Raw genomic sequence first — 22,166 nt, forward strand, 5'->3', positions numbered from 1 at the left:
CAGTGAGGCCGCCATCGCTGGCAAGCCAGCTCCTACAGGTTGTGTGTCGACCACAAGAGTCGGGTTCGACACAAAACCTGTTGGCGGTTCCATGGGTCGTGCAACTGATTGATCCTGTTCACAGGGGGCGGGCCGACCACAGATTTTGTGTACGCCGAAAGACTGTAGGAGCCGGCTTGCTGGCGATACCGTCCGAAGGGCGGTCAGGGCAGCCAACGCGGTGCTCGTTTTTGCACAAAAGCCAAGGTCCCCTCGATGCCTTCCTCCCCGGTCACTGCCGCGGCAAACCCCTCGGCGGCCCGATCCAGTAACGGCCCCAACGGCTGCTCATCGAGCAACAACGCCTTGGTCGCCGCATTCGCGCCCGGTGCGCAACGCAGCACCTGGGCAATCAGGGTCTCCAGGCGTGCCTCCAAGGCCTGTTCATCCGCTTCGACAAAATGCACCAGCCCCAGGCGTCCGGCTTCGTTGCCGTCGAAGCGCGCCGCGGTCAAGGCCAAGCGCCGCGCCTGGGTCAAGCCGATCCGCCTCAGCACAAATGGTGCAATCTGCGCCGGCAATAGCCCCAGGCTGGTCTCCGGCAAGCCGAACGCCGCGCCGCCCTCGGCAATGGCGATATCGCTGACACACGCCAAGCCCAGGCCACCCCCGAGCACCGCCCCTTGCAGCACGGCAATCACCACCTGTGGCGCATGCTGGGTTTCCTCCAGCAAGGCGCCGAACGCCCGGTTCAGCTCGCGGCAAGCCTCCACGCCAGCCTGGCGCGCCTGAGCCATCTCGTGAATATCGCCGCCAGCACAGAAATGCCCGCCGACACCGCGCAATACCAGCAGCCGAACGCCGGGATCAAGGCGCACGGCGGCGAGGGTTGCGCGCAGTTCGTCGACCATCTGCCGGTTCATCGCGTTACGGCTGTCCGGGCGGTCGAGGCTGATCCGCAACACGCCGCCGTCCAGGGCCAGACGCAAGGTCCGGCACACCGGCAGGGCACTCACCGCTTTTTCCCCGGCAGGCTGCCCATCAGCTTGCAGATGATCCCCAGCATGATCTCGTCGGCGCCGCCGCCAATCGACACCAGGCGCATATCGCGATAGGCCCGGGCTACCGGGTTGTCCCACATAAAACCCATGCCGCCCCAGTATTGCAGGCAACTGTCGCTGACCTCGCGGCCCAGGCGTCCGGCCTTGAGCTTGGCCATGGAGGCCAGTCGCGTCACGTCCTGCCCACCGATGTACTGCTCGGTGGCCTGGTAGACCAGCGCGCGCAAGGCTTCGACTTCGGTCGACAGTTCGGCCAGGCGAAAGTGGATCACCTGGTTGTCGATCAGTGGTGTACCGAAGGTCTGGCGCTCCTTGCAGTAGGCCAGGGTGCTGTCGATACAGGACTCCAAGCCCTTGATCATGTTCGCCGCGCCGAACAGCCGCTCCTCCTGGAATTGCAACATCTGCATCATGAACCCCGCGCCTTCCTGGCCGATGCGGTTGCGCTGGGGCACCCGCACGTTGTCGAAAAACACCTGGGCGGTTTCCGAACTGCGCATGCCGAGCTTGTCCAGGTGCGGGCTCAGGCTGATCCCCGGACTGTTCATCGGCACCATGATCAACGACTTGTTCAGATGCGGTTTGTCGTCCGAGGTATTGGCCAGCAGGCACATGAAGTCGGCGCAGGGCGAATTGGTGATCCACATCTTGCTGCCGTCGATCACATAGTCATCGCCGTCCTTGCGCGCGCGGGTCTTGAGCCCGGCGACATCGGAGCCGGCGCCGACCTCGGAGACGCCGATACAGCCGACCTGTTCACCACGGATGGCCGGCGCCAGGAACTGCTCGCGCAGCTCATCGGAGCCGAAGCGCGCCAGGGCCGGGGTGCACATATCGGTCTGGACGCCGATGGACATGGGAATCCCGCCGCAGCGGATGCTGCCGAACTCTTCGGCGGCGACGATGGAGTAGCTGTAGTCCAGACCCAGGCCACCGAACGACTCCGGCTTGGAGATGCCGAGCAGGCCGAGCCCGGCGGCCTTGCGGAAAATCTCATGAATGGGAAAGCGTCCGGCTTTCTCCCATTCGTCGACGTGGGGGTTGATCTCGTGTTCGACGAACTGGCGCACGGTGCGCCGCAGGGCTTGGTGTTCCAGGGTGAAGATCATGTCCTTGTTCTCCGTGATCGTTGATCAGAACCGCGCCACGCCAAAGCTGTTGGGTTGTAGCTGACGAACCTCGGCTTCGTGGCAGATATCCAGCAAGTAACCCAGCAGCGTGCGGCTGTCCCGCGGATCGATCAGGCCGTCGTCCCACAGGTTGGCCGTGCCGTAGAGCGCGGTGGACTGGCTGTCGAGCTTCTGCGCGGTCATCTGCTCCAGTCCATCCAGCATCTTCGTGTCGGGCACCAGACCGTCCTTGAGCTGGCGGGCCTCGGTGACGATCCGCAGCACCTTGCCGGCCTGGGCGCCGCCCATCACCGCGGTGCGGCTGCCCGGCCAGGCGAAGATGAAGCGCGGGTCCAGGCCACGTCCGCACATGGCGTAGTTGCCGGCGCCATAGGAACCGCCGACCACCAGGGTGAGTTTAGGCACCCGGGCATTGGCCACCGCCTGGATCATCTTCGCCCCGTGCTTGATCACCCCCTGTTGCTCGGCTTCGGTGCCGACCATGAAACCGGTGGTGTTATGCAGGAACACCAGGGGCGTGCGGCTCTGGTCGCAGAGCTGGATAAACTGCGCGGCCTTGCTCGCGCCCTTCGGTGTGATCGGGCCATTGTTGCCGATCAGGCCGCAGGGTCGACCCTGGATCTGCAGATGGCCGCAGATCGTCTGGGTGTCGAACTCGGCCTTGAATTCGAGAAAGTTCGAGCCGTCGGCCAGGCGGGCGACGATCTCGCGCACGTCATAGGGCTTTTTCGGGTCATCGGGGATCAATCCGAGCAACTCGTCGATGGGGTAGAGCGGTTCGGCCCAGGTTCGCGCAGGCATGAGCGGCTGCCGGTGGTTCCAGGGTAATTGGGCGATGATTTCCCGGGCGATGCTCACGCCGTCGGCATCGTCTTGCGCCAGGTACTCGGCGGTGCCGGCGACCTGGGCATGCATTTGTGCGCCGCCGAGTTCCTCGTCAGTCGCCACTTCGCCCGTCGCGGCCTTGAGCAACGGCGGCCCGGCGAGGAACAAGCGGGCCTTGCCGCGCACCACCACCACGTAATCCGAGAGGCCCGGTTGATAGGCGCCGCCCGCGGTCGCCGAGCCATGTACCACGGTGATCTGCGGCAGACCCATCGCCGACATGCGCGCCTGATTGGCGAAACAGCGCGCCCCTTCGACGAAAATCTCCGCCGCGTAATTGAGGTTGGCCCCGCCGCTTTCGGCCAGGGTGATCACCGGCAATTGGTTTTCCAGGGCGATCTGTTGCAGGCGCAGGGTCTTTTTCAGGCCGCTGGGGGAAATGGTCCCGCCCTTGATCGCGCTGTTATTGACCACCACCAGCACGCGCACGCCGCTGACATGGCCGATCCCGGCAATCAGGCCGCCGCCGGCCAGGCTGCCGTCCTTGTCGTCGTGCAGTTGGTAGCCGGCCAGGCTCGCCAGTTCGAGAAACGGCGCGCCAGGGTCCAGCAGCAGGTTCAGCCGTTCCCGGGGCAGCAGTTGGCCCCGGCTGGCAAATTTCTCGCGGGCGCCTTCAGCCTTGTCCAGCAGGTTCTGTTCCAGTTGGCGGATCTGCTCAAGGTGGCTGAGCATGGCCTGGCGATGGCGGGCGAAATCTTCGCCCTGGCCATCGACGGCGGATTCGATCACGGGCATGGGGCTCTCCTTTTCGCTGGATCGAACATGGCTGCACGCTTCACGGTGATGGCCCTCAAGCCAGTTGATCGGCAATCTGCCGGGGCACGGGAATCTGGATTTCCAGCAACTGCTGGGCAAAGGCCTTGCCCTGGGGATCGATGCGCAAGCTGGCGATACCGCCACCGCCCAGGGCGTTTTCCAGCAGGAAATTCAGGCTGTGGGTGCCGGGCAGGTACCAGCGTTCGACACGGCCAAGACGAGGGTCGAGGACATGCCCCATCCAGTCCACCAGCACCGCCGGGGTCAACGCCTCGGCGATCCACGGCAGATAGTCGGGATGCCGCGCCATGACCCCGATATTGCTGTGATTGCCCTTGTCGCCGGAGCGCGCCACCGCCAGTTTCACCAGCGGCACATTGGCTTCGGCGCGGCCTTGGGGCTTGGGCGGTTGCAGGTCTTCGGTAATGGCCTGCATGGCCGTCGGGGCGGGCAGGGCGACGGACTGCACCTGCCCGTCGAGATGCACGCTCAACGCGCAGGCATTTTTATCGATCAGGAAGGAAAACAAGCGGATCAGCGGGGAAACCGTGGGCCGTCCGCCGAGGATCCCGGTCAGCCCCGGCGCCATGCCGGTGGCGGCCTGGGCGATCTCCCGGGAGAACAGCAGCAGCGCCTGTCGTTCGGGGTGACGCACCGCCAGCTTGATCACCACCTCGCGGCTGTCCTGGCGGCGGCCATGGGGACCGTAGGTGGCTTCGCTGCCGAGCAGCTCGCAGCTGACTTCGCTGTAGGGCGGCCAGCCACGGGCGTTGAGCATTTCCGTGGTCTTGGCGAGGATCGCCTGGCTGACCCGGCGGGCCTTGTCCACCGCGTCGATCCCGGCCATCAGGCAACTGGCGGTGCAGCGAAAGCCATCGGGATAGGTGGCGCAGACCTTGTACTGCGCGGTCGGTGGCGAGCCCCTGGCGCCACTGACCCGGACGCTATTGGCCGCCTGTTGGACCAGATGAACCCGGGTGAAATCGCAAATCACATCCGGCAGCAGGTAGGCCCTGGGATCGCCGATTTCGTAGAGCAGTTGTTCACCCACGGTCAGCGGCGTCACCAGGCCGCCGGAACCCTCGGGCTTGCTGACGAGAAAGTGGCTGTCGGCGCTGACCTCGACGATGGGAAAACCGATGTGCTCGTAGTCCGGGACCTCGCGCCAGTCGGTGAAGTTGCCGCCGGTGCACTGGGCGCCGCACTCGATGATATGCCCGGCGAGGGCGGCCTGGGCCAGCTTGTCGTAGTCCTGCCAGGACCAACCGAACTCATGCACCAGGGCGGCGCTGACCAGGGCGCTGTCGACCACCCGCCCGGTAATCACCACATCGGCGCCCAGGCTGAGTGCGTGGGCGATGCCCGGCGCACCAAGATAGGCGTTGGTCGAGACGCAGTGCGCGGGCAGTGGCGCCTCGTTGAACATTTCGCGCAGGCCGCTCGCGGACAGTTGTTGAAGTTGCGGTTGCAGGTCGTCGCCGAGCAACACGGCAATCTTCAACGCTACCCCGGCCGCCGTGCAGGCCGCTTGCAGGCGCGTGGCGCAGGCCTGTGGGTTGATCCCGCCGGCATTGCTGATCACGCGGATTTTCCGGCCGGCGATCTCGCCGAGCAAGGGCTGCAGGACTTCGACGAAGTCGCTTGCATAACCGGCGGCGGGGTCTTTCATGCGTGCCCCGGCCATGATCGACAGGGTCACTTCCGCCAGATAGTCGAACACCAGATAGTCCAGGCGCCCGCCTTCGACCAACTGCGCCGCCGCGGTGCTGGTATCGCCCCAGAATGCGCTGGCGCAACCGACACGAACCGTAGCCTTCATCAGAGTCCCCTGGGAAAGTCTTCGGGCGAGACTACCAAGCAAGCGCTTGGTTTGTAAGTCCCGCCGGTCTGGTCACCCCAAGCGCTTGCTAGGCTGCCCCTGTAGGCTTAAATTGCGCGCAACCTCCCTCTTGTCCATAGGCCGAGGGGGGATGCAGTCGGGTCATGAGGAAAATGCCGTGAACGAGCAACAAGCCCAGCAGGTCATGCGCGACCTGGTCAGCAGCGGACAACTGACCGACCCGGACAGTGCCCGCGGCAAACTGCTGCAGACCGCGGCCCATCTGTTTCGCAACCAGGGCTTCGACCGCACCACGGTGCGCGACCTGGCGAGCGCCATCGGTATTCAGTCCGGCAGCCTGTTCCATCACTTCAAAAGCAAGGACGAAATCCTGCGCGCGGTGATGGAGGAGACTATCGTCTACAACACGGCCCTGATGCGTGCATCCCTGGCAGAAGCCGGGAGTCTGCGTGAGCGGGTGCTGGCGCTGATCCGCTGTGAACTGCAGTCGATCATGGGCGGCACCGGTGAGGCCATGGCGGTACTGGTCTATGAATGGCGCTCGTTGTCCGAGCAAGGGCAGGCCAAGGTCCTGGCATTGCGCGATCTCTACGAGCAGATCTGGCTCCAGGTGCTCGGTGAAGCCCGCGATGCCGGTTATATCAAGGGTGATGTGTTCATCACCCGGCGCTTCCTGACAGGCGCCTTGTCCTGGACCACGACCTGGTTTCGACCCCAGGGCAGCCTGACCCTGGATCAACTGGCTGAAGAGGCGTTGATGCTGATTCTCAAAGACTCATGACACTGTTGTGCAAGTCATTAATTAATCGGTGAAAAGTTGTCTAAGTTGGAAAAAACGCCTAGTTTTAGGCCACGATTTTTTTCCTGAGGTGTGTGCCTTTGAACGTCCTGCCTGTGCGCACGTTTTCCCGGATTGTGTTGTTGGCGCTCTCTGCATGGGTAGTTCTGCCGGTTTCGGCGGCCCAAGTGGTTCGGATCGGTGCCGCGCATTTCCCACCCTATACCATCCGACCCGAACAAGGCGCCGACACCGGCCTGTTGCCGCAACTGGCCGAGGCCTTGAACAAGTTGCAGAGCGACTACCAGTTCACCCTGGTGCCGACCTCGATTCCGCGTCGCTTCGGTGATCTGCAACAGGGGCGGACCGACATGGCGATCTTCGAGAATCCGGCCTGGGGCTGGAAGGATATTCCGCACACCGCGGTCGATATGGGCCTGGAGGATGCCGAGGTATTTGTCGCCCAGCGTGAACCGGGTCGCAATGAAAGCTACTTTGCCGACCTCAAGGGCAAGCGCCTGGCCCTGTTCAGCGGTTACCACTACGAGTTCGCCAACTTCAACGCCGAGCCCAAGTTCCTCGCCGACACCTACAACGCTACCCTGACGTACTCCCATGACGCCAACCTGCTGATGGTCTTGCGCGGGCGGGCCGATATCGCCCTGGTGACCCGTTCCTACCTGTCCGATTACCTGATCCGCAACCCGGATGTGGCCAAGGAACTGCTGATCTCCGAGCGTGTCGATCAGGTCTATCACCACTATGCGATCCTGCGACCGCAAGCGCCCATCAGCGGCGAGGCGTTCGGCAAGTTGTTGCAGCGCCTGCACGACAGCGGTGAGTTGCTGAAAATCTTCCAGCCCTATCGCATCACCGTGATGCCGGTGGCCGCCGCGGTCGCTGGCCAGTAGTCCTGCTCAGCGTCGTTCCAGGCTATTGCCGCGGGTGCCGGAGACCTTGCGGCAATGCACCAGGGCGTCGCGAATCATGAAGTTCACCAGTGTCGGTGAAACCCCCAACTCCTTGGCGATGTCCTTCTGCGGCACGCCGTGCAGCCGGTACATCTCGAACGCATAGCGGGTGCGCTGGGGCAATTCGCCGAGGGCATCGGCGATGTTTTCCAGCGCACGGAAATTGATGTGCGAGTTCTCCGGCGACGCGCCCTGGATCACCACGTTCAAGCCTTCCTCTTCCGGCCCCGAATACTTCAGTTCCAGCGCCTGCTTGCGGTAGTGGTCGATGGCCAGGTTGCGCACGATCTGGAACAGGTAGCTCAACTGGGCCTTGAACGAGGAGGTGATCTGCGGTGCGGACTGCAGGCGGAAAAAGGCGTCCTGCACCACGTCCTCGGCACGGGAGCGACAACCGGTGATGCGCGCGGCAATTTTGACCAGGATCAGGCGGTTGTCGACAAACGCCTGGAGCAGCGGTGAATCGCACTTGCTTGTGGATGCATGTTCCATCATGGAAATCACCTTGTAACGAGTAGGTAGCGGGACAAAACCGTGAGAGGTGTCCGGCGTGGCGGACATAAAAGTAGGACGAATGATAATGATTGTCAAATGAGAAAAATAACTAATCATTTTATGTATGGCTTGATGCCTACCTGTTCGCTGTGCTTTGCCACCTGCATGGCAGAGGGCGGCCGAGACTAATTATTCCCTCGGGCCATCCGTTCTCATGGAGAACAGGCCGGGCACTCGCACGGCCCAGGATCGGTATCTTCGAGGAGGGCGACATGGTTTTCATCAAGGGTGGCTGGGCATGAACACGTCCCCCGGGCTGCGACTGTTCTGCCTTCCTTATTCGGGTGCCAGCGCCACGTTCTACCATCGCTGGCGGCGTAAGCTGCCGCAGTGGCTGCAGGTCTCGCCGCTGGAATTGCCCGGGCGTGGCCTGCGCATGAACCAGCCGCTGCAAAGCGATATCAAGTCCCTGGCCCGGCAACTGGCCGACGAGATCGCCGGCGAAACCCACCAGCCCTATGCCGTCTTCGGCCACAGCCTCGGCGGCCTGCTGGCATTCGAGCTGCTGCATGTCCTGCACGAGCGTGGTTTGCCGCTGCCGTTGGCGCTGTTCGTCTCGGCCACCGCTGGGCCGGTGCGGCGGGATGTCAGCCAGTACGCGCTGGCGAAAACCGACGAGCAGTTGCTCGAGCGCCTGCGCGAACTCAAGGGCACGGCCGAGGAAACCCTGGCCAATACCGACCTGATGCAACTGATGCTGCCGATCCTGCGCGCCGACTTTCTGCTCTGCGGCAGTTTCAGCTACGGCGAACGCCCGCCGTTGCCGCTGCCAATCCACGTGTTCGGCGGAAAGCAGGACAGCGTCCGCGCCGATGAGCTGCTCGACTGGCAGGAAGAAACCAGCACCGGTTTCTCCCTGGACATGTTCGACGGCCATCACTTCTACCTGATCGATCAGGAAGCCGCGCTACTGCGTTGCCTGCGGCGTTATGCCGACGAGCACCTGGCCCGCTGGCGCAACGGCTCGCGGCGGCAGTTGGCCAGGGCCGCGGGCTGACGTCCGGCGGCAAGCCTCACCTTTGTCTTTTCACGTCTCATATTCAATCAGCCTTCCCGTCCTCACTACCCCGGGCAGGCCGACTTCAGGCAGGAATACCATGATGGATGCGTTCGACCTCCCCAGCACCCTGGCCCAGGCCCTTCAACGTCGTGCGGCGCAGACGCCGGATCGACTGGCCTTGCGTTTTCTCGCCGAGAGCCAGGAGCAGGGCGCTGTGCTCAGCTACCGGGATCTGGACTTGCGGGCACGGACCATCGCGGCGGCCTTGCAGGCCCGGGCCGAGGTCGGGGATCGAGCGGTCCTGCTGTTTCCCAGCGGCCCGGACTACGTCGCGGCGTTCTTCGGTTGCCTGTACGCCGGGGTCATCGCGGTGCCGGCCTATCCGCCGGAGTCCGCCCGCCGTCACCATCAGGAACGCCTGCTGTCGATCATCGCCGATGCCGAACCGCGCCTGGTCCTGACCCAGGAGGCCCTGCGCGAACCGCTGCTGCAGATGGACGAGCTGTCCGCCGCCGATGCCCCGGGCCTGCTCAGCGTCGATCAACTGGACAGCGCGCTGGCCGCCCACTGGAACCCGCCCGAGCTGCAGGCCGACGACATCGCCTTCCTGCAATACACCTCCGGTTCCACCGCGTTGCCCAAGGGCGTGCAGGTCAGCCACGGCAACCTGGTGGCCAACGAGCTGCTGATCCGTCGTGGTTTCGGGATCGATCTCAACCCCGATGATGTCATCGTCAGTTGGCTGCCGCTGTACCACGACATGGGCCTGATCGGCGGCCTGCTGCAACCGATCTTCAGTGGCGTGCCCTGTGTGCTGATGTCGCCGGCGTATTTCCTCGCCCGGCCATTGCGCTGGCTGGAAGCGATGAGCGAGTACGGTGGGACCATCAGCGGTGGCCCGGACTTCGCCTATCGCCTGTGCAGCGAACGGGTCAGTGACAGCGCGTTGGCGCGCCTGGACCTGAGCCGCTGGCGCGTGGCCTATTCCGGTTCGGAGCCGATTCGCCTCGATACCCTGGAGCGTTTTGCCGAACAGTTCGCCCCGTGCGGTTTCGACGAGCAAGCCTGGTTCGCCTCCTATGGCCTGGCGGAAGCCACCTTGTTCGTCGCCGGTGGCCAGCGGGGTCGGGGCATTCCGGCACTGCACCTGGATGACGCGGCCCTGGCGCAGAATCGCGCGCAGCCGGGCAGCGGCAACGCGGTCATGAGTTGCGGCACCGGCCAGCCCGGGCATGCCGTGCAGGTGGTCGAACCGAATACCCTGCAAGTACTGGCCGAGAACCAGGTGGGCGAGGTCTGGGCAACCGGCCCGAGCATCGCCCTGGGTTACTGGCGCAACCCCGAGGCCTCGGCCAAGACCTTTGTCGAACACGCCGGGGCGACCTGGCTGCGCACTGGCGACCTGGGTTTCCTGCGCGACGGCGAGCTGTACATCACCGGGCGCCTGAAGGACATGCTGATCGTGCGTGGTCACAACCTCTATCCCCAGGACATCGAAAAGACCATCGAGCGGGAAGTGGAGGTGGTGCGCAAAGGTCGGGTGGCGGCGTTTGCGGTCACCGACCAGGGCGAGGAGGGCATCGGCATCGCCGCCGAGATCAGCCGCAGCGTGCGCAAGATCCTGCCGCCCGAGGCCTTGATCAAGGCGATCCGCCAGGCGGTGGCCGAGGCGTATCAGCAAGCACCGAGCGTGGTGGTACTGCTCAATCCGGGGGCCTTGCCGAAAACCTCCAGCGGCAAGTTGCAGCGTTCGGCCTGCCGCAGCCGTCTGGCCGATGGCAGTCTCGATGCTTATGCGGTATTCCCGGATCGCTCGACAGACGCGGCGACGGACCTGGCCGCCGCCGGGGGTGACGCCGGCAACGAACTGCAAGCCTTGATCGGCCGAATCTGGTCCGAACTGCTGCAGGTTGCGCAGGTCGAGAGCGCTGATCATTTCTTCCTGCTGGGCGGCAACTCGATCCTGGCAACCCAGGTGGTGGCCCGCCTGCGTGAAGCGCTGGGCATCGAGCTGAACCTGCGCCTGCTGTTCGAAGCGCCGACCCTCGGCGACTTCAGTGCCCAGGTGGCGCGCCTGCAACAGGACGGCGGCCTGGCCCAGGGGGCGATTGCCGCCCTGGCGCGAAACCAGGACCTGCCGCAATCCCTGGCCCAGAACCGCCTGTGGTTCCTCTGGCAACTGGACCCGCAAAGCAGCGCCTACACCATCCCCGGTGCCCTGCGCCTGCGCGGCGAGCTGGACGAGGCGGCGTTGCGCAGCAGTTTCCAGCAATTGCTCGACCGCCACGAATCCCTGCGCACGCGTTTCCTTGAGCGTGACGGCCAGGCCTTGCAACGAATCGAGGCCAAGGCCAGCTTCGAATTGCAATGCATTGACCTCGGCGACTTGCCCGCGGAAGCCCGTGAGGCCCGTGCCCGGCAGATCCGCGAGGACGAAGCGCACAGCCAGTTCGACCTGGAAAAAGGTCCGTTGCTGTGGGTGACCCTGGTGCGCCTGGATGAACAGGAACATCAGTTGCTGGTGACGATGCACCACATCATCGCCGACGGCTGGTCGCTGAATATCCTCATGGACGAGTTCGCCAGGCTGTATGCCGCGGCGACCCAGGGCCAGGTGGCGGAGCTGGCGCCATTGCTCCTGCATTACGCCGACTACGCCGGTTGGCAGCGCCAATGGCTGGCCCAGGGCGAAGGCCAGCGTCAGCTGGATTACTGGAAAGCCCGCTTGGGCGGCGACGAGCTGCCGACCCTGAGCCTGGCCACCGACCACCCGCGCTCGGCACAGAAACGCCAGAGTGCCGAACGCCTGACCCTGCGCCTGGATGCCGCCCTCGGCGACGCCGTGCGCCAGACCGCCCGGGCCTTTGAATCGACGCCGTTCATGCTGCTGTTGTCGGTGTTCCAGAGCCTGTTGCACCGCTACAGCGGCCAGCAGGACATTCGCATCGGCGTGCCCAGCGCCAACCGTCCGCGCCTGGAAACCCAGGGTCTGATCGGCTTCTTTATCAACACCCTGGTGCTGCGGGTCGAACTGGAGGCACGCCTGCCGTTCAGCGAACTGCTGGCCCGTACCCGTCAGGCCACGCTCGAGGCCCAGGCGAACCAGGACCTGCCGTTCGAACAACTGCTCGAAGCCTTCCCGCAAGCCCGCGAACAGGGCTTGTTCCAGGTCCTGTTCAACCACCAGCAGCGCGACCTCACGGCGTTGCGCCGCTTGCCCGGCCTGCTGGCCGACGAGTTGCCCTGGCACAGCCGCGAAGCCAAGTTCGACCTGCAACTGCACAGCGAGGAAGATCGCAGCGGTCGCCTGAGCCTGTCCTTCGACTACGCCGACGAACTGTTCGACCCACGGACCATCGAGCGCCTGGCCGGCCACTTCGTCAGCCTGCTGCGTGAAGTCTGTGCCCAGCCGCAATTGGCCCTTGGCGATGTGCAACTGCTCGATAGCCGCGAACAGGCGCAACAAGCTGAATGGGCCGTGGCCCCCTGTGCCCCGGCTCGGCAATGGTTGCCCGAGCTGCTTGAACAACAGGCTCGGTTGACCCCGGAACGCATCGCCCTGCAATGGGCGGGTGGCAGCCTCGACTTCGCCGCCTTGCACACCCAGGCCAACCGCCTGGCCCATTACCTGCGGGACAAGGGCGTCGGCCCGGACGTGCGCGTCGCCATCGCCGCCGAGCGCTCGCCACAACTGCTGATCGGCCTGCTCGCCATCATCAAGGCCGGCGGTGCCTACGTGCCGCTGGACCCGGACTACCCGGCCGAGCGCCTGGCCTACATGCTCGCCGACAGCGGTGTTGAACTGCTGCTGACCCAAAGCCATCTGCTCGACAGCTTGCCAGTGGCCGCCGGGGTCAGCGCCATCGCCCTCGACCTGCTCAAGCTCGACACCTGGCCGAGCCAGGCGCCGGGCCTGCATCTGGAAGGCGAACACCTCGCCTATGTGATCTACACCTCCGGCTCCACCGGCCAGCCCAAGGGCGTCGGCAACACTCACGCGGCCTTGGCCGAGCGCCTGCAATGGATGCAGGCGACCTACGCGCTGGACGACAGCGACGTGCTGATGCAGAAGGCACCGATCAGCTTCGACGTATCGGTCTGGGAATGCTTCTGGCCGCTGGTCACTGGCTGCCGCCTGGTGCTCGCAGGTCCCGGTGAGCACCGCGATCCCCAGCGTATTGCCCAGTTGGTGCAGACCTATGGCGTGACCACGCTGCATTTCGTCCCGGCGCTGCTGCAACTCTTCGTTCATGAGCCGCAGGTGTCCGCTTGCGGCAGTTTGCGGCGGCTGTTTTCCGGTGGCGAGGCCTTGTCCGCCGAGCTGCGCGACCGGACCCTGGAAGCCTTGCCGCAGGTGCAGTTGCACAACCGCTACGGCCCGACCGAAACCGCGATCAACGTGACCCACTGGCAGTGCCAGGTCACCGATGGCGAGCGTTCACCCATCGGCCGGCCACTGGGCAACGTGATTGCCCGGGTCCTCGATGCCGACCTCAACCCGTTGCCTGCCGGTGTACCCGGTGAGCTGTGCATCGGTGGCATCGGTCTGGCCCGGGGTTACCTGGGGCGTCCGGGGTTGACGGCCGAACGTTTTGTCGCCGATCCGCTGGGTGAGGCCGGCGCGCGCCTGTATCGCACTGGCGACCGGGTGCGCTGGACTGCCGACGGCGTGCTGGAATACCTCGGCCGTCTCGACCAGCAGGTCAAGCTGCGCGGCTTCCGCCTCGAACCGCAGGAAATCGAAGCGCGCCTGCTGGCCCTGGAAGAGGTGGCCCAGGCCGTGGTGCTGGTGCGCGAAACCGCCGCCGGTGCGCAGTTGATCGGCTACTACACCAGCCCTGCCAGCGACGAACCCGAGGCGCAGCAGAACGATCGTCTCAAGGCCGTGCTGGCCGATGAGCTGCCGGACTATATGGTGCCCTCGCAACTGGTGCGCCTCGACGCCATGCCCCTGAGCCCCAGCGGCAAGCTGGATCGCCAGGCCCTGCCGGAACCGCAGTGGCAGGTCCGTGAGCACCTTGAGCCGCAAAGCGCACTCGAGCAGCAGATCGCCGCGATCTGGCGCGAAGTGCTTGGTCAGCCGCGCATCGGCCTGCGGGACGACTTTTTTGCCCTCGGTGGTCATTCGTTGCTGGCCACCCAGATCATTTCCCGGACCCGCCAGGCCTGCGATGTCGAGCTGCCGTTGCGGGTCCTGTTCGAAGCCAGCGAGCTGGGGGCCTTTGCCGAACAGATCCGGCTGATCCAGGGTTCCGGTCGACGTAACCTGCAAACCGCGATCCTGCCGGTCGACCGCAGTCGGCCGGTGCCCTTGTCCTATTCCCAGCAGCGCATGTGGTTCCTCTGGCAGATGGAACCGGACAGCCCGGCCTACAACGTCGGCGGCATGGCGCGTTTGAACGGCGTGCTCGACCTGGCCAGTTTCGAGGCCGCGTTGCAGGCGTTGATCCTGCGCCACGAGACCCTGCGCACCACCTTCCCGAGTGTCGATGGCGTCGCTTGTCAGCGGGTGGCAGCCGAGACCGGCCTGAGCCTGGCCCTGAAGGACTTCACCGGGTTCGACCGTGCCACCTGCGAGCAGCGTCTGCAGCAACTGGCGGACAGCGAGGCGCACCAGCCGTTCGACCTGGAAACCGGGCCGTTGCTGCGGGCCTGCCTGGTCAAGGCCGCCGAGCAGGAGCACTACTTCGTCCTGACCCTGCACCATATCGTCACCGAAGGCTGGGCGATGGACATCTTCGCCCGTGAATTGAGCGCGCTCTACGAAGCCTTTGCCGAAGGCCGCGAATCGCCGTTGGCGCCGCTGGCCGTGCAGTACCTGGACTACAGCGCCTGGCAGCGCGAATGGCTGGAATCCGGCGAGCGCCAGCGCCAGCTGGATTACTGGACCGCGCAACTGGGCCATGAACATCCATTGCTGGAACTGCCCGGCGACCGTCCGCGGCCGCCGGTGCAGAGCCATCGTGGCGAGCTGTACCGCTTCGACCTCGACGACGCCCTGGCCGCACGAGTCCGTGCCTTCAATGCCGAACAGGGCCTGACCCTGTTCATGACCATGACCGCCGCCCTGGCCGTGCTGCTTTATCGCTACAGCGGCCAGAGCGACCTGCGTATCGGCGCGCCGGTGGCCAACCGTATCCGCCCGGAAAGCGAAGGCCTGATCGGCGCGTTTCTCAATACCCAGGTGCTGCGCTGCCAGCTCGACGGCCAGATGCGCGTCGGCGAGCTGTTCGAGCAGGTCCGCCACACCGTGATCGAAGGCCAGTCCCACCAGGACTTGCCGTTCGACCAGTTGGTGGAAGCCCTGCAACCGCCTCGTAGCGCAGCCTACAATCCGCTGTTCCAGGTGATGTGCAATGTGCAGCGCTGGGAATTCCAGCAAAGCCGCCGCCTCGGCGAAATGACCGTGGAGTACCTGGTCAACGATGCCCGGGCGACCAAGTTCGACCTCAACCTGGAGGTCACCGATCTCGACCAGCGCCTGGGCTGCTGCCTGACCTACAGCACTGACCTGTTCGACGAACCGCGCATTGCGCGCATGGCCGAGCACTGGCGCAATCTGTTGCAGGCCTTGCTCGAAGACCCGCAACAGCGTCTCTGTGAATTGCCGCTGTTGCAGGCCGACGAACAACAGGCGTTGCACGACAGCCTGGCTATCGAAGCCGGCGAACAGCGCCTGGACCAGTGCATCCAGAGCCTGTTCGGGCAGCAGGTCCTGGCCCGTCCGGACGCCCCGGCACTGACGTTTGCTGGCGAGACCCTGAGTTATGGCGAACTCGACCGCCGCGCCAATCGCCTGGCCTGGCGTCTACGTGAGCAGGGCGTCGGCCCGCAGGTGCGGGTCGGCCTGGCGCTGGAGCGTTCGCTGGATCTGGTGGTCGGCCTGCTGGCGATTCTCAAGGCCGGCGGCGCCTATGTGCCGCTGGACCCGGAATACCCGTTGGACCGCCTGCATTACATGATCGAAGACAGTGCCGTCGGCTTGTTGCTGAGCCACAGCGCCTTGCTCGATGCCCTCGGGCCGCTGCCCAGCGGTGTGGCGAGCTGGTGCCTGGAAGAAGACGGCCCAGCCCTGGTCGACTATCCCGCCAGCGAGCTGCCGTTTATCAATCTGCCGCAGCACCAGGCCTACCTGATCTACACCTCGGGTTCCACCGGCAAGCCCAAGGGCGTGGTGGTGTCCCACGGTGAAATCGCCATGCATTGCCAGGCGGTGATCCGACGTTTCGAGATGCAGCCCGACGACTGTGAGCTGCATTTCTATTCGATCAACTTCGATGCCGCCACCGAGCGTCTGCTGGTGCCGTTGCTCAGCGGTGCCCGGGTGGTATTGCGGGCCCAGGGACAATGGGATGCCGAGCAGATCTGCCAGTTGATCGAGGAACAGCGGGTCAATGTCCTCGGTTTCACCCCCAGCTACGGCAGCCAGTTGGCGCAGTGGCTGGCAACCCAGGCGCGGACCCTGCCGGTGCGCCTGTGCATCACCGGCGGCGAAGCCCTGACCGGCGAACATCTGCAGCGCATTCGTGCGGCGTTCAAGCCGCAACTGTTTTTCAATGCCTACGGCCCGACGGAAACCGTGGTCATGCCCCTGGCCAGCCTCGCGCCCGAGCAGTTGGAAGAGGGCGTCGCCAGCGTGCCGATTGGTCGTGTGGTCGGTGCGCGGGTGGCGTTTATCCTTGATGAGGACCTGGCACTGCTGCCACAAGGCGCCACTGGCGAACTCTATGTCGGCGGCGCGGGCCTGGCCCAGGGTTACCACGAGCGTCCGGGCATGACCGCCGAGCGTTTTGTCGCCGACCCGTTCTCGGCCGCTGGCGGACGCCTGTATCGCACCGGTGATCGGGTCCGGCAACTGGCCGACGGGCAGGTGGAATACCTCGGGCGTGTCGACCATCAGGTGAAGATTCGTGGCTTCCGTATCGAGCTGGGGGAAATCGAAAACCGCCTGCTGGAACATCCGGCGATTCGCGAGGCGGTGGTCCTCGCCCTGGAAATGCCGGGTGGTCGGCAACTGGCGGCGTACCTGACCAGCGACGTGGCCGAGCAGGACGAAGCGCAACAGGCCGCCTTGCGCGAAGCCCTCAAGCTGCATCTCAAGCGCCAACTGCCGGACTATATGGTGCCCGCGCACCTGATCCTGCTGGCGCAAATGCCGCTGACCGGCAATGGCAAGCTGGATCGTCGCGCCTTGCCGGCACCGGACCCGGAGCTCAATCGCCAGCACTATGTGGCGCCGAGCAACGAACTGGAGCAGTGCCTGGCCGCCATCTGGAGCGAGGTGCTGAATCTCTCGCAAGTGGGCCTGCATGACAACTTCTTCGAACTGGGCGGTGACTCGATCCTGTCGATCCAGGTGGTCAGCCGGGCGCGGGCCCAGGGGATTCATTTCAGCCCTCGTGACCTGTTCCAGCACCAGACCGTGCAAAGCCTGGCGGCGGTGGCCACCCGCAGCGAACGGATCGTTGCCGAACAAGGCCTGCTCAGCGGCGCCTCGGGCCTGACGCCGATCCAGCACTGGTTCTTCGACAATGAAATCGCCGAGCGTCAACACTGGAACCAGGCAGTATTGCTGGCACCGACCCGTACCCTCGAACCCCATGCCCTGGAAAACGCGCTGCTGCTTCTGCTGGAGCACCACGATGCATTGCGCCTGAGTTTTACCCGTCCCCACGGTCAATGGCTGGCCGAATACGCGGCGCCAACGGCGGTCAGCGTGTTGCAGCAGGTGCGTGTCACCGACTGGGCGCAGTGCGCCGAGCTGTACAGCGAAGCCCAACGCAGCCTCGACCTGCAACAGGGGCCGTTGCTGCGGGCCTTGCTGGTGGACGGGCCGCAGGGCGAACAACGCCTGCTGCTGGCGATTCATCACCTGGTGGTGGATGGCGTCTCCTGGCGCATTCTGCTGGACGATCTGCAAACGGCGTATGGCCAATTGATCGAAGGTCGGGCCGTGCAACTGCCGACCAAGACCAGTGCCTTGCGCGACTGGGCGGCGCGCCTGCAGGCGTATGCCGGCAGTGAATCGCTGCGGGAAGAAATGGCCCTCTGGCAGGCGCAACTGGCCGGTCCCGTGGCCGACCTGCCCGGCGCGAACCGCCAGGGCGGGCGGCAGAACCGTCACGCCCAAACCCTGAGCGTCCGCTTGCCGGCGGCGCGCACCCGGGCTTTGCTGCAACAGGCGCCGGCGGCCTATCGCACCCAGGTCAACGATCTGTTGCTGACCGCCCTGGCGCGGGTTATCTGTCGCTGGACCGGTGCCGACTCGGCCCTGATCCAGCTCGAAGGCCATGGCCGCGAAACCCTGTTCGATGAGATCGACCTGACCCGCACCGTGGGTTGGTTCACCAGCGCCTACCCGGTGCGCCTGACCCCGTCCCTGATCGAGGAAGCCGCTGGACAGGGCGCCTCGATCAAGGCGATCAAGGAGCAATTGCGCGGCGTGCCGCACAAGGGCCTGGGCTATGGCGTGCTGCGTTATCTGGCCGATCCGGTGCATCGCACGGCGCTGGCGGCCCTGCCGCAAGCGGCGATCACCTTCAACTACCTGGGGCAGTTCGACCAGAGCTTTGGCGACGAGGCGTTGTTCCGTCCGCTGGACGAGTCGGCGGGGCAAGCCCATTCGCCGGAGGCACCGTTGCCCAACGAGTTGAGCATCGACAGCCAGGTGTATGGCGGTGAACTGGTCCTGCGCTGGACCTTCAGCCGCGAACGCCTCGCCCCGCAGACCGTCGCCGAACTGGCGCAGGCCTACCTGGGTGAACTCGACAGCCTGATCGAACACTGCCTGAAAGACGGCAGCGGCGGCCTGACCCCGTCGGACTTCCCCTTGGCCCACCTGACGCAGCCGCAGCTCGATGCACTGCCGGTGCCGGCGACCCGGATCGAAGATGTCTATCCACTGACGCCGATGCAGGAAGGCCTGCTGCTGCACACCTTGCTGGAGCCGGGGACCGGTCTGTACTACATGCAGGACCGCTACCGCATCAACAGCGAACTGGAACCGCAGCGTTTCGCCGAGGCCTGGCAGCAGGTGATCGCCCGTCACGAAGCCCTGCGTGCCTCGTTCTGCTGGAACGTCGGCGAAGACATGTTGCAGGTTATCCACAAGCCCGGCAGCACACCGTTCGAATACCTGGACTGGAGCCTGGAAGCCGAGGCCGCCCATGAACCGCGCCTGCAAGCCTTGCTCGAAAGCGAGCGGGTGGCCGGTTTCGATCTGCTGCGCGAGGCGCCGTTCCACCTGCGCCTGATCAAGGTCGGTGCGGCACGCTACTGGTTCATGATGAGCAACCATCACATCCTGATCGATGCCTGGTGCCGTTCGCTGCTGATGGACGACTTCTTTGCAATCTACACCGCCATGGGCGAGGGCCGTGAGGCGCAGTTGGTGCAGCCGCCACGCTACCGCGACTATATCGGCTGGCTGCAACGCCAGGACCTGGTGCAAGCCCGGCAGTGGTGGAAACACAACCTGCAAGGTTTCGAACGCGCGACGCATATCCCCAGCGACCGGCCGTTCCTGCGTGAACACGCGGGTGCCACTGGCGGGATGCGCGTGGGTGACTGCTACACCCGCCTTGATGTCCGTGATGGGGCGCGCCTGCGGGAGTTGGCCCAGCAGCATCAACTGACGGTAAACACCTTTGCCCAGGCGGCCTGGGCGCTGGTCCTGCGTCGTTTCAGCGGTGATCGGGATGTGCTGTTCGGCGTGACCGTGGCCGGTCGTCCGGTGGACATGCCGCAGATGCAACGCACCGTCGGCCTGTTTATCAACAGCATCGCGCTGCGGGTGAAATTGCCGCAGGACGGTGTGAGCTGCAGCGTGCGTGATTGGCTGAGCGGCTTGCTGGCGCACAACATGGAACTGCGCGAGTACGAATACCTGCCCCTGGTGAATATCCAGGAACACAGCGAACTGCCCAAGGGCCAGCCGCTGTTCGACAGCCTGTTCGTGTTCGAGAACGCCCCGGTGCAGGTCTCGGTACTCGACCATGCCCAGAGCTTCAACGCGACCTCGGACTCGGGCCGTACCCACACCAACTTCCCGCTGACGGCGGTCTGCTATCCGGGCGATGACCTGGGGCTGCACCTGTCCTACGACCAGCGTTATTTCGAGGAGGCCAGCGTCGAGCGCCTGCTCGGCGAGTTCAAGCGCCTGTTGCTGGCCTTGATGGACGGCTTGCACGGCGATATGGCCGACTTGCCGCTGCTGAGCGAGGACGAGCGCGAGTTCCTGCTGCACGGTTGCAACCAGAGCGAGCGGGCCTACCCGCTGGAACAGAGTTATGTGGCGCTGTTCGAGGCGCGGGTCGACGAGCACCCGCAAAGGATCGTGGCGAGCTGCCTGGATCAGCAGCAAAGTTACCAGCAACTGAACCTGGCGGCCAACCGCCTGGGCCATGCGCTGGTCGCGGCCGGGGTCGGTTTCGATCAGCCGGTGGCCCTGTTGGCCGAACGTGGCCTGGAACTGCTGGGCATGATCGTCGGCAGCTTCAAGGCGGGTGCCGGCTACCTGCCGCTGGACCCGGGCCTGCCTGGCCAGCGCCTGAGCCGGATCGTCGAATTGAGCCGCACGCCATTGCTGGTCTGCACCCGAGATTGCCTGGAGCGGGCCCGGACGTTGCTGGAAGAGTTCGCCGAGCCGCTGCGTCCCAAGCTGCTGGTCTGGGAAGAGGTTCAACAGGGTGCTTATGCCGCGTCCAACCCCGGTATCCACAGTACCCCGGATAATCTCGCCTACGTGATCTACACCTCCGGCTCCACCGGCCTGCCCAAGGGCGTGATGGTGGAGCAGCGCGGCATGCTCAACAACCAGTTGAGCAAGGTGCCGTACCTGCAACTGAGCGAAGCGGATGTGATTGCCCAGACGGCCTCGCAGAGTTTCGATATTTCGGTCTGGCAGTTCCTCGCGGCCCCGCTGTTCGGTGCGCAGGTGGCTATCGTGCCGAATGCCCTGGCCCATGATCCGCAAGGTTTGCTGGAGCATGTCCGGGAGCAGGGCATCAGTGTGCTGGAAAGCGTACCGTCGCTGATCCAGGGCCTGTTGGCCCTCGACCCGGTCAGCCTCGACGGCCTGCGCTGGTTGTTGCCGACCGGCGAGGCGATGCCGCCCGAGCTGGCCCATCAGTGGTTGCAACGTTATCCACGGGTCGGGCTGGTGAATGCCTATGGTCCGGCGGAGTGCTCGGACGACGTGGCGTTCTTCCGGGTCGACGAGGCCTCGACGCGCGGCAGCTACCTGCCGATCGGCCTGCCGACCGACAATAACCGTTTGTACCTGCTCGACGGTGCCGATGAACTGGTACCGCCGGGTGCGGTGGGCGAGTTGTGCGTGGCCGGGACCGGGGTCGGTCGTGGTTATGTCAGCGACCCGCTGCGCACCGCGCAGGTGTTTGTGCCGCATCCGTTCGGCGGACCGGGCGAGCGTCTGTACCGCACCGGCGACCTGGCCCGGCGCCGGGTGGATGGGGTGCTGGAATATGTCGGGCGTATCGACCATCAGGTGAAGATCCGCGGTTACCGGATCGAACTGGGGGAAATCGAGGCACGCCTGCATGAACAGCCGGAAGTCCGTGAGGCCGCGGTCGGGGTTCAGGAAGGGGTCAACGGCAAGCACCTGGTGGGTTACCTGGTGGCGACGGATTCGGCTTTGGGGGTGAACGAGCGACTGGAGCGGATTCGCCAGCGTTTACGCGCCGAGTTGCCGGAATACATGGTGCCGTTGCACTGGTTGTGGCTGGACGCGCTGCCATTGAACGCCAACGGCAAGCTCGACCGCAAGGCCTTGCCGGCCCTGGAAATCGGCCAGTTGGCCAGTCAGGACTACCTGGCTCCGCGCAATGAACTGGAGCAGACCCTGGCGGGTGTCTGGGCCGAAGTCTTGAAGGTCGAGCGGGTGGGTGTGCGAGACAACTTCTTCGAACTGGGCGGTCATTCGTTACTGGCCACGCAGATTGCTTCGCGGGTGCAGAAGGTCCTGCAACGCAATGTGCCGCTGCGGGCGATGTTCGAGTGTGGCACGGTGGAGGAGTTGGCGGCTTATATCGACGGCTTGCAGGCCAACGACATCAGCGAGGAGAAAGTTGATCGGCTGAGCGACCTGATGGCGGAGCTGGAGGGGCTATAACCCATACCGGCTGAACGCAATTCCCCCTGTAGGAGCGAGCTTGCTCGCGATGGCGCCCTTGAGCCTTGCACTGCTCTTGCGG

9 protein-coding genes are annotated in these 22,166 nt (G+C 64.8%); 4 read left to right on the forward strand and 5 right to left on the reverse strand.

Going from position 1 to position 22,166, the window contains the following annotated elements:
• Positions 1 to 203: 203 nt before the first annotated feature.
• The 4 genes from HX866_RS23705 to HX866_RS23720 are packed head-to-tail and all read right to left on the reverse strand — an operon-like array spanning position 204 to position 5,630.
• Positions 204 to 995, reverse strand: coding sequence for an enoyl-CoA hydratase/isomerase family protein (locus HX866_RS23705; protein ID WP_177140496.1), 792 nt, complete (start codon positions 993 to 995; stop codon positions 204 to 206).
• Positions 992 to 2,149 carry a citronellyl-CoA dehydrogenase gene (gene atuD, locus HX866_RS23710; protein ID WP_177125723.1) on the reverse strand — a complete coding sequence of 386 codons (1,158 nt, stop codon included), beginning with the start codon at positions 2,147 to 2,149 and terminating at the stop codon, positions 992 to 994. The genes HX866_RS23705 and atuD overlap by 4 nt, the downstream gene beginning before the upstream one ends.
• 24 nt (positions 2,150 to 2,173) lie before the next feature.
• The gene (locus tag HX866_RS23715; RefSeq protein WP_177140497.1) at positions 2,174 to 3,790 is read right to left on the reverse strand and encodes an acyl-CoA carboxylase subunit beta; all 1,617 of its coding nucleotides are present in this window, start codon (positions 3,788 to 3,790) and stop codon (positions 2,174 to 2,176) included.
• 55 nt (positions 3,791 to 3,845) lie between these two features.
• Positions 3,846 to 5,630 (reverse strand): acyclic terpene utilization AtuA family protein, encoded by a 1,785-nt coding sequence (locus HX866_RS23720; RefSeq protein WP_177140498.1) that lies wholly within the window; start codon positions 5,628 to 5,630, stop codon positions 3,846 to 3,848.
• A gap of 178 nt (positions 5,631 to 5,808) precedes the next feature.
• Between HX866_RS23720 and HX866_RS23725 the strand changes: the two genes are divergently transcribed.
• On the forward strand, positions 5,809 to 6,432 hold the full coding sequence (locus HX866_RS23725) for a TetR/AcrR family transcriptional regulator (RefSeq protein ID WP_371316797.1): 624 nt from the start codon (positions 5,809 to 5,811) through the stop codon (positions 6,430 to 6,432).
• 107 nt (positions 6,433 to 6,539) lie between these two features.
• The gene (locus HX866_RS23730) at positions 6,540 to 7,340 is read left to right on the forward strand and encodes a substrate-binding periplasmic protein (protein ID WP_371316805.1); all 801 of its coding nucleotides are present in this window, start codon (positions 6,540 to 6,542) and stop codon (positions 7,338 to 7,340) included.
• Between the two features lie 6 nt (positions 7,341 to 7,346).
• On the opposite strand, the gene HX866_RS23735 is transcribed toward HX866_RS23730, so the two are convergent.
• Positions 7,347 to 7,895, reverse strand: coding sequence for an RNA polymerase factor sigma-70 (locus tag HX866_RS23735; protein ID WP_177095071.1), 549 nt, complete (start codon positions 7,893 to 7,895; stop codon positions 7,347 to 7,349).
• A 298-nt stretch (positions 7,896 to 8,193) separates the two neighbouring features.
• On the opposite strand from HX866_RS23735, the gene HX866_RS23740 reads away from it, so the two are divergent.
• Positions 8,194 to 8,952 (forward strand): thioesterase II family protein, encoded by a 759-nt coding sequence (locus tag HX866_RS23740; RefSeq protein WP_177125721.1) that lies wholly within the window; start codon positions 8,194 to 8,196, stop codon positions 8,950 to 8,952.
• A 100-nt stretch (positions 8,953 to 9,052) separates the two neighbouring features.
• Entirely contained in the window at positions 9,053 to 22,084 is a 13,032-nt protein-coding gene (locus tag HX866_RS23745) for a non-ribosomal peptide synthetase (RefSeq protein WP_177140499.1), read from the forward strand.
• Positions 22,085 to 22,166 lie beyond the last annotated feature (82 nt).

The organism is Pseudomonas gingeri, from assembly GCF_013386165.1.
Taxonomy (GTDB): domain Bacteria; phylum Pseudomonadota; class Gammaproteobacteria; order Pseudomonadales; family Pseudomonadaceae; genus Aquipseudomonas; species Aquipseudomonas gingeri_C.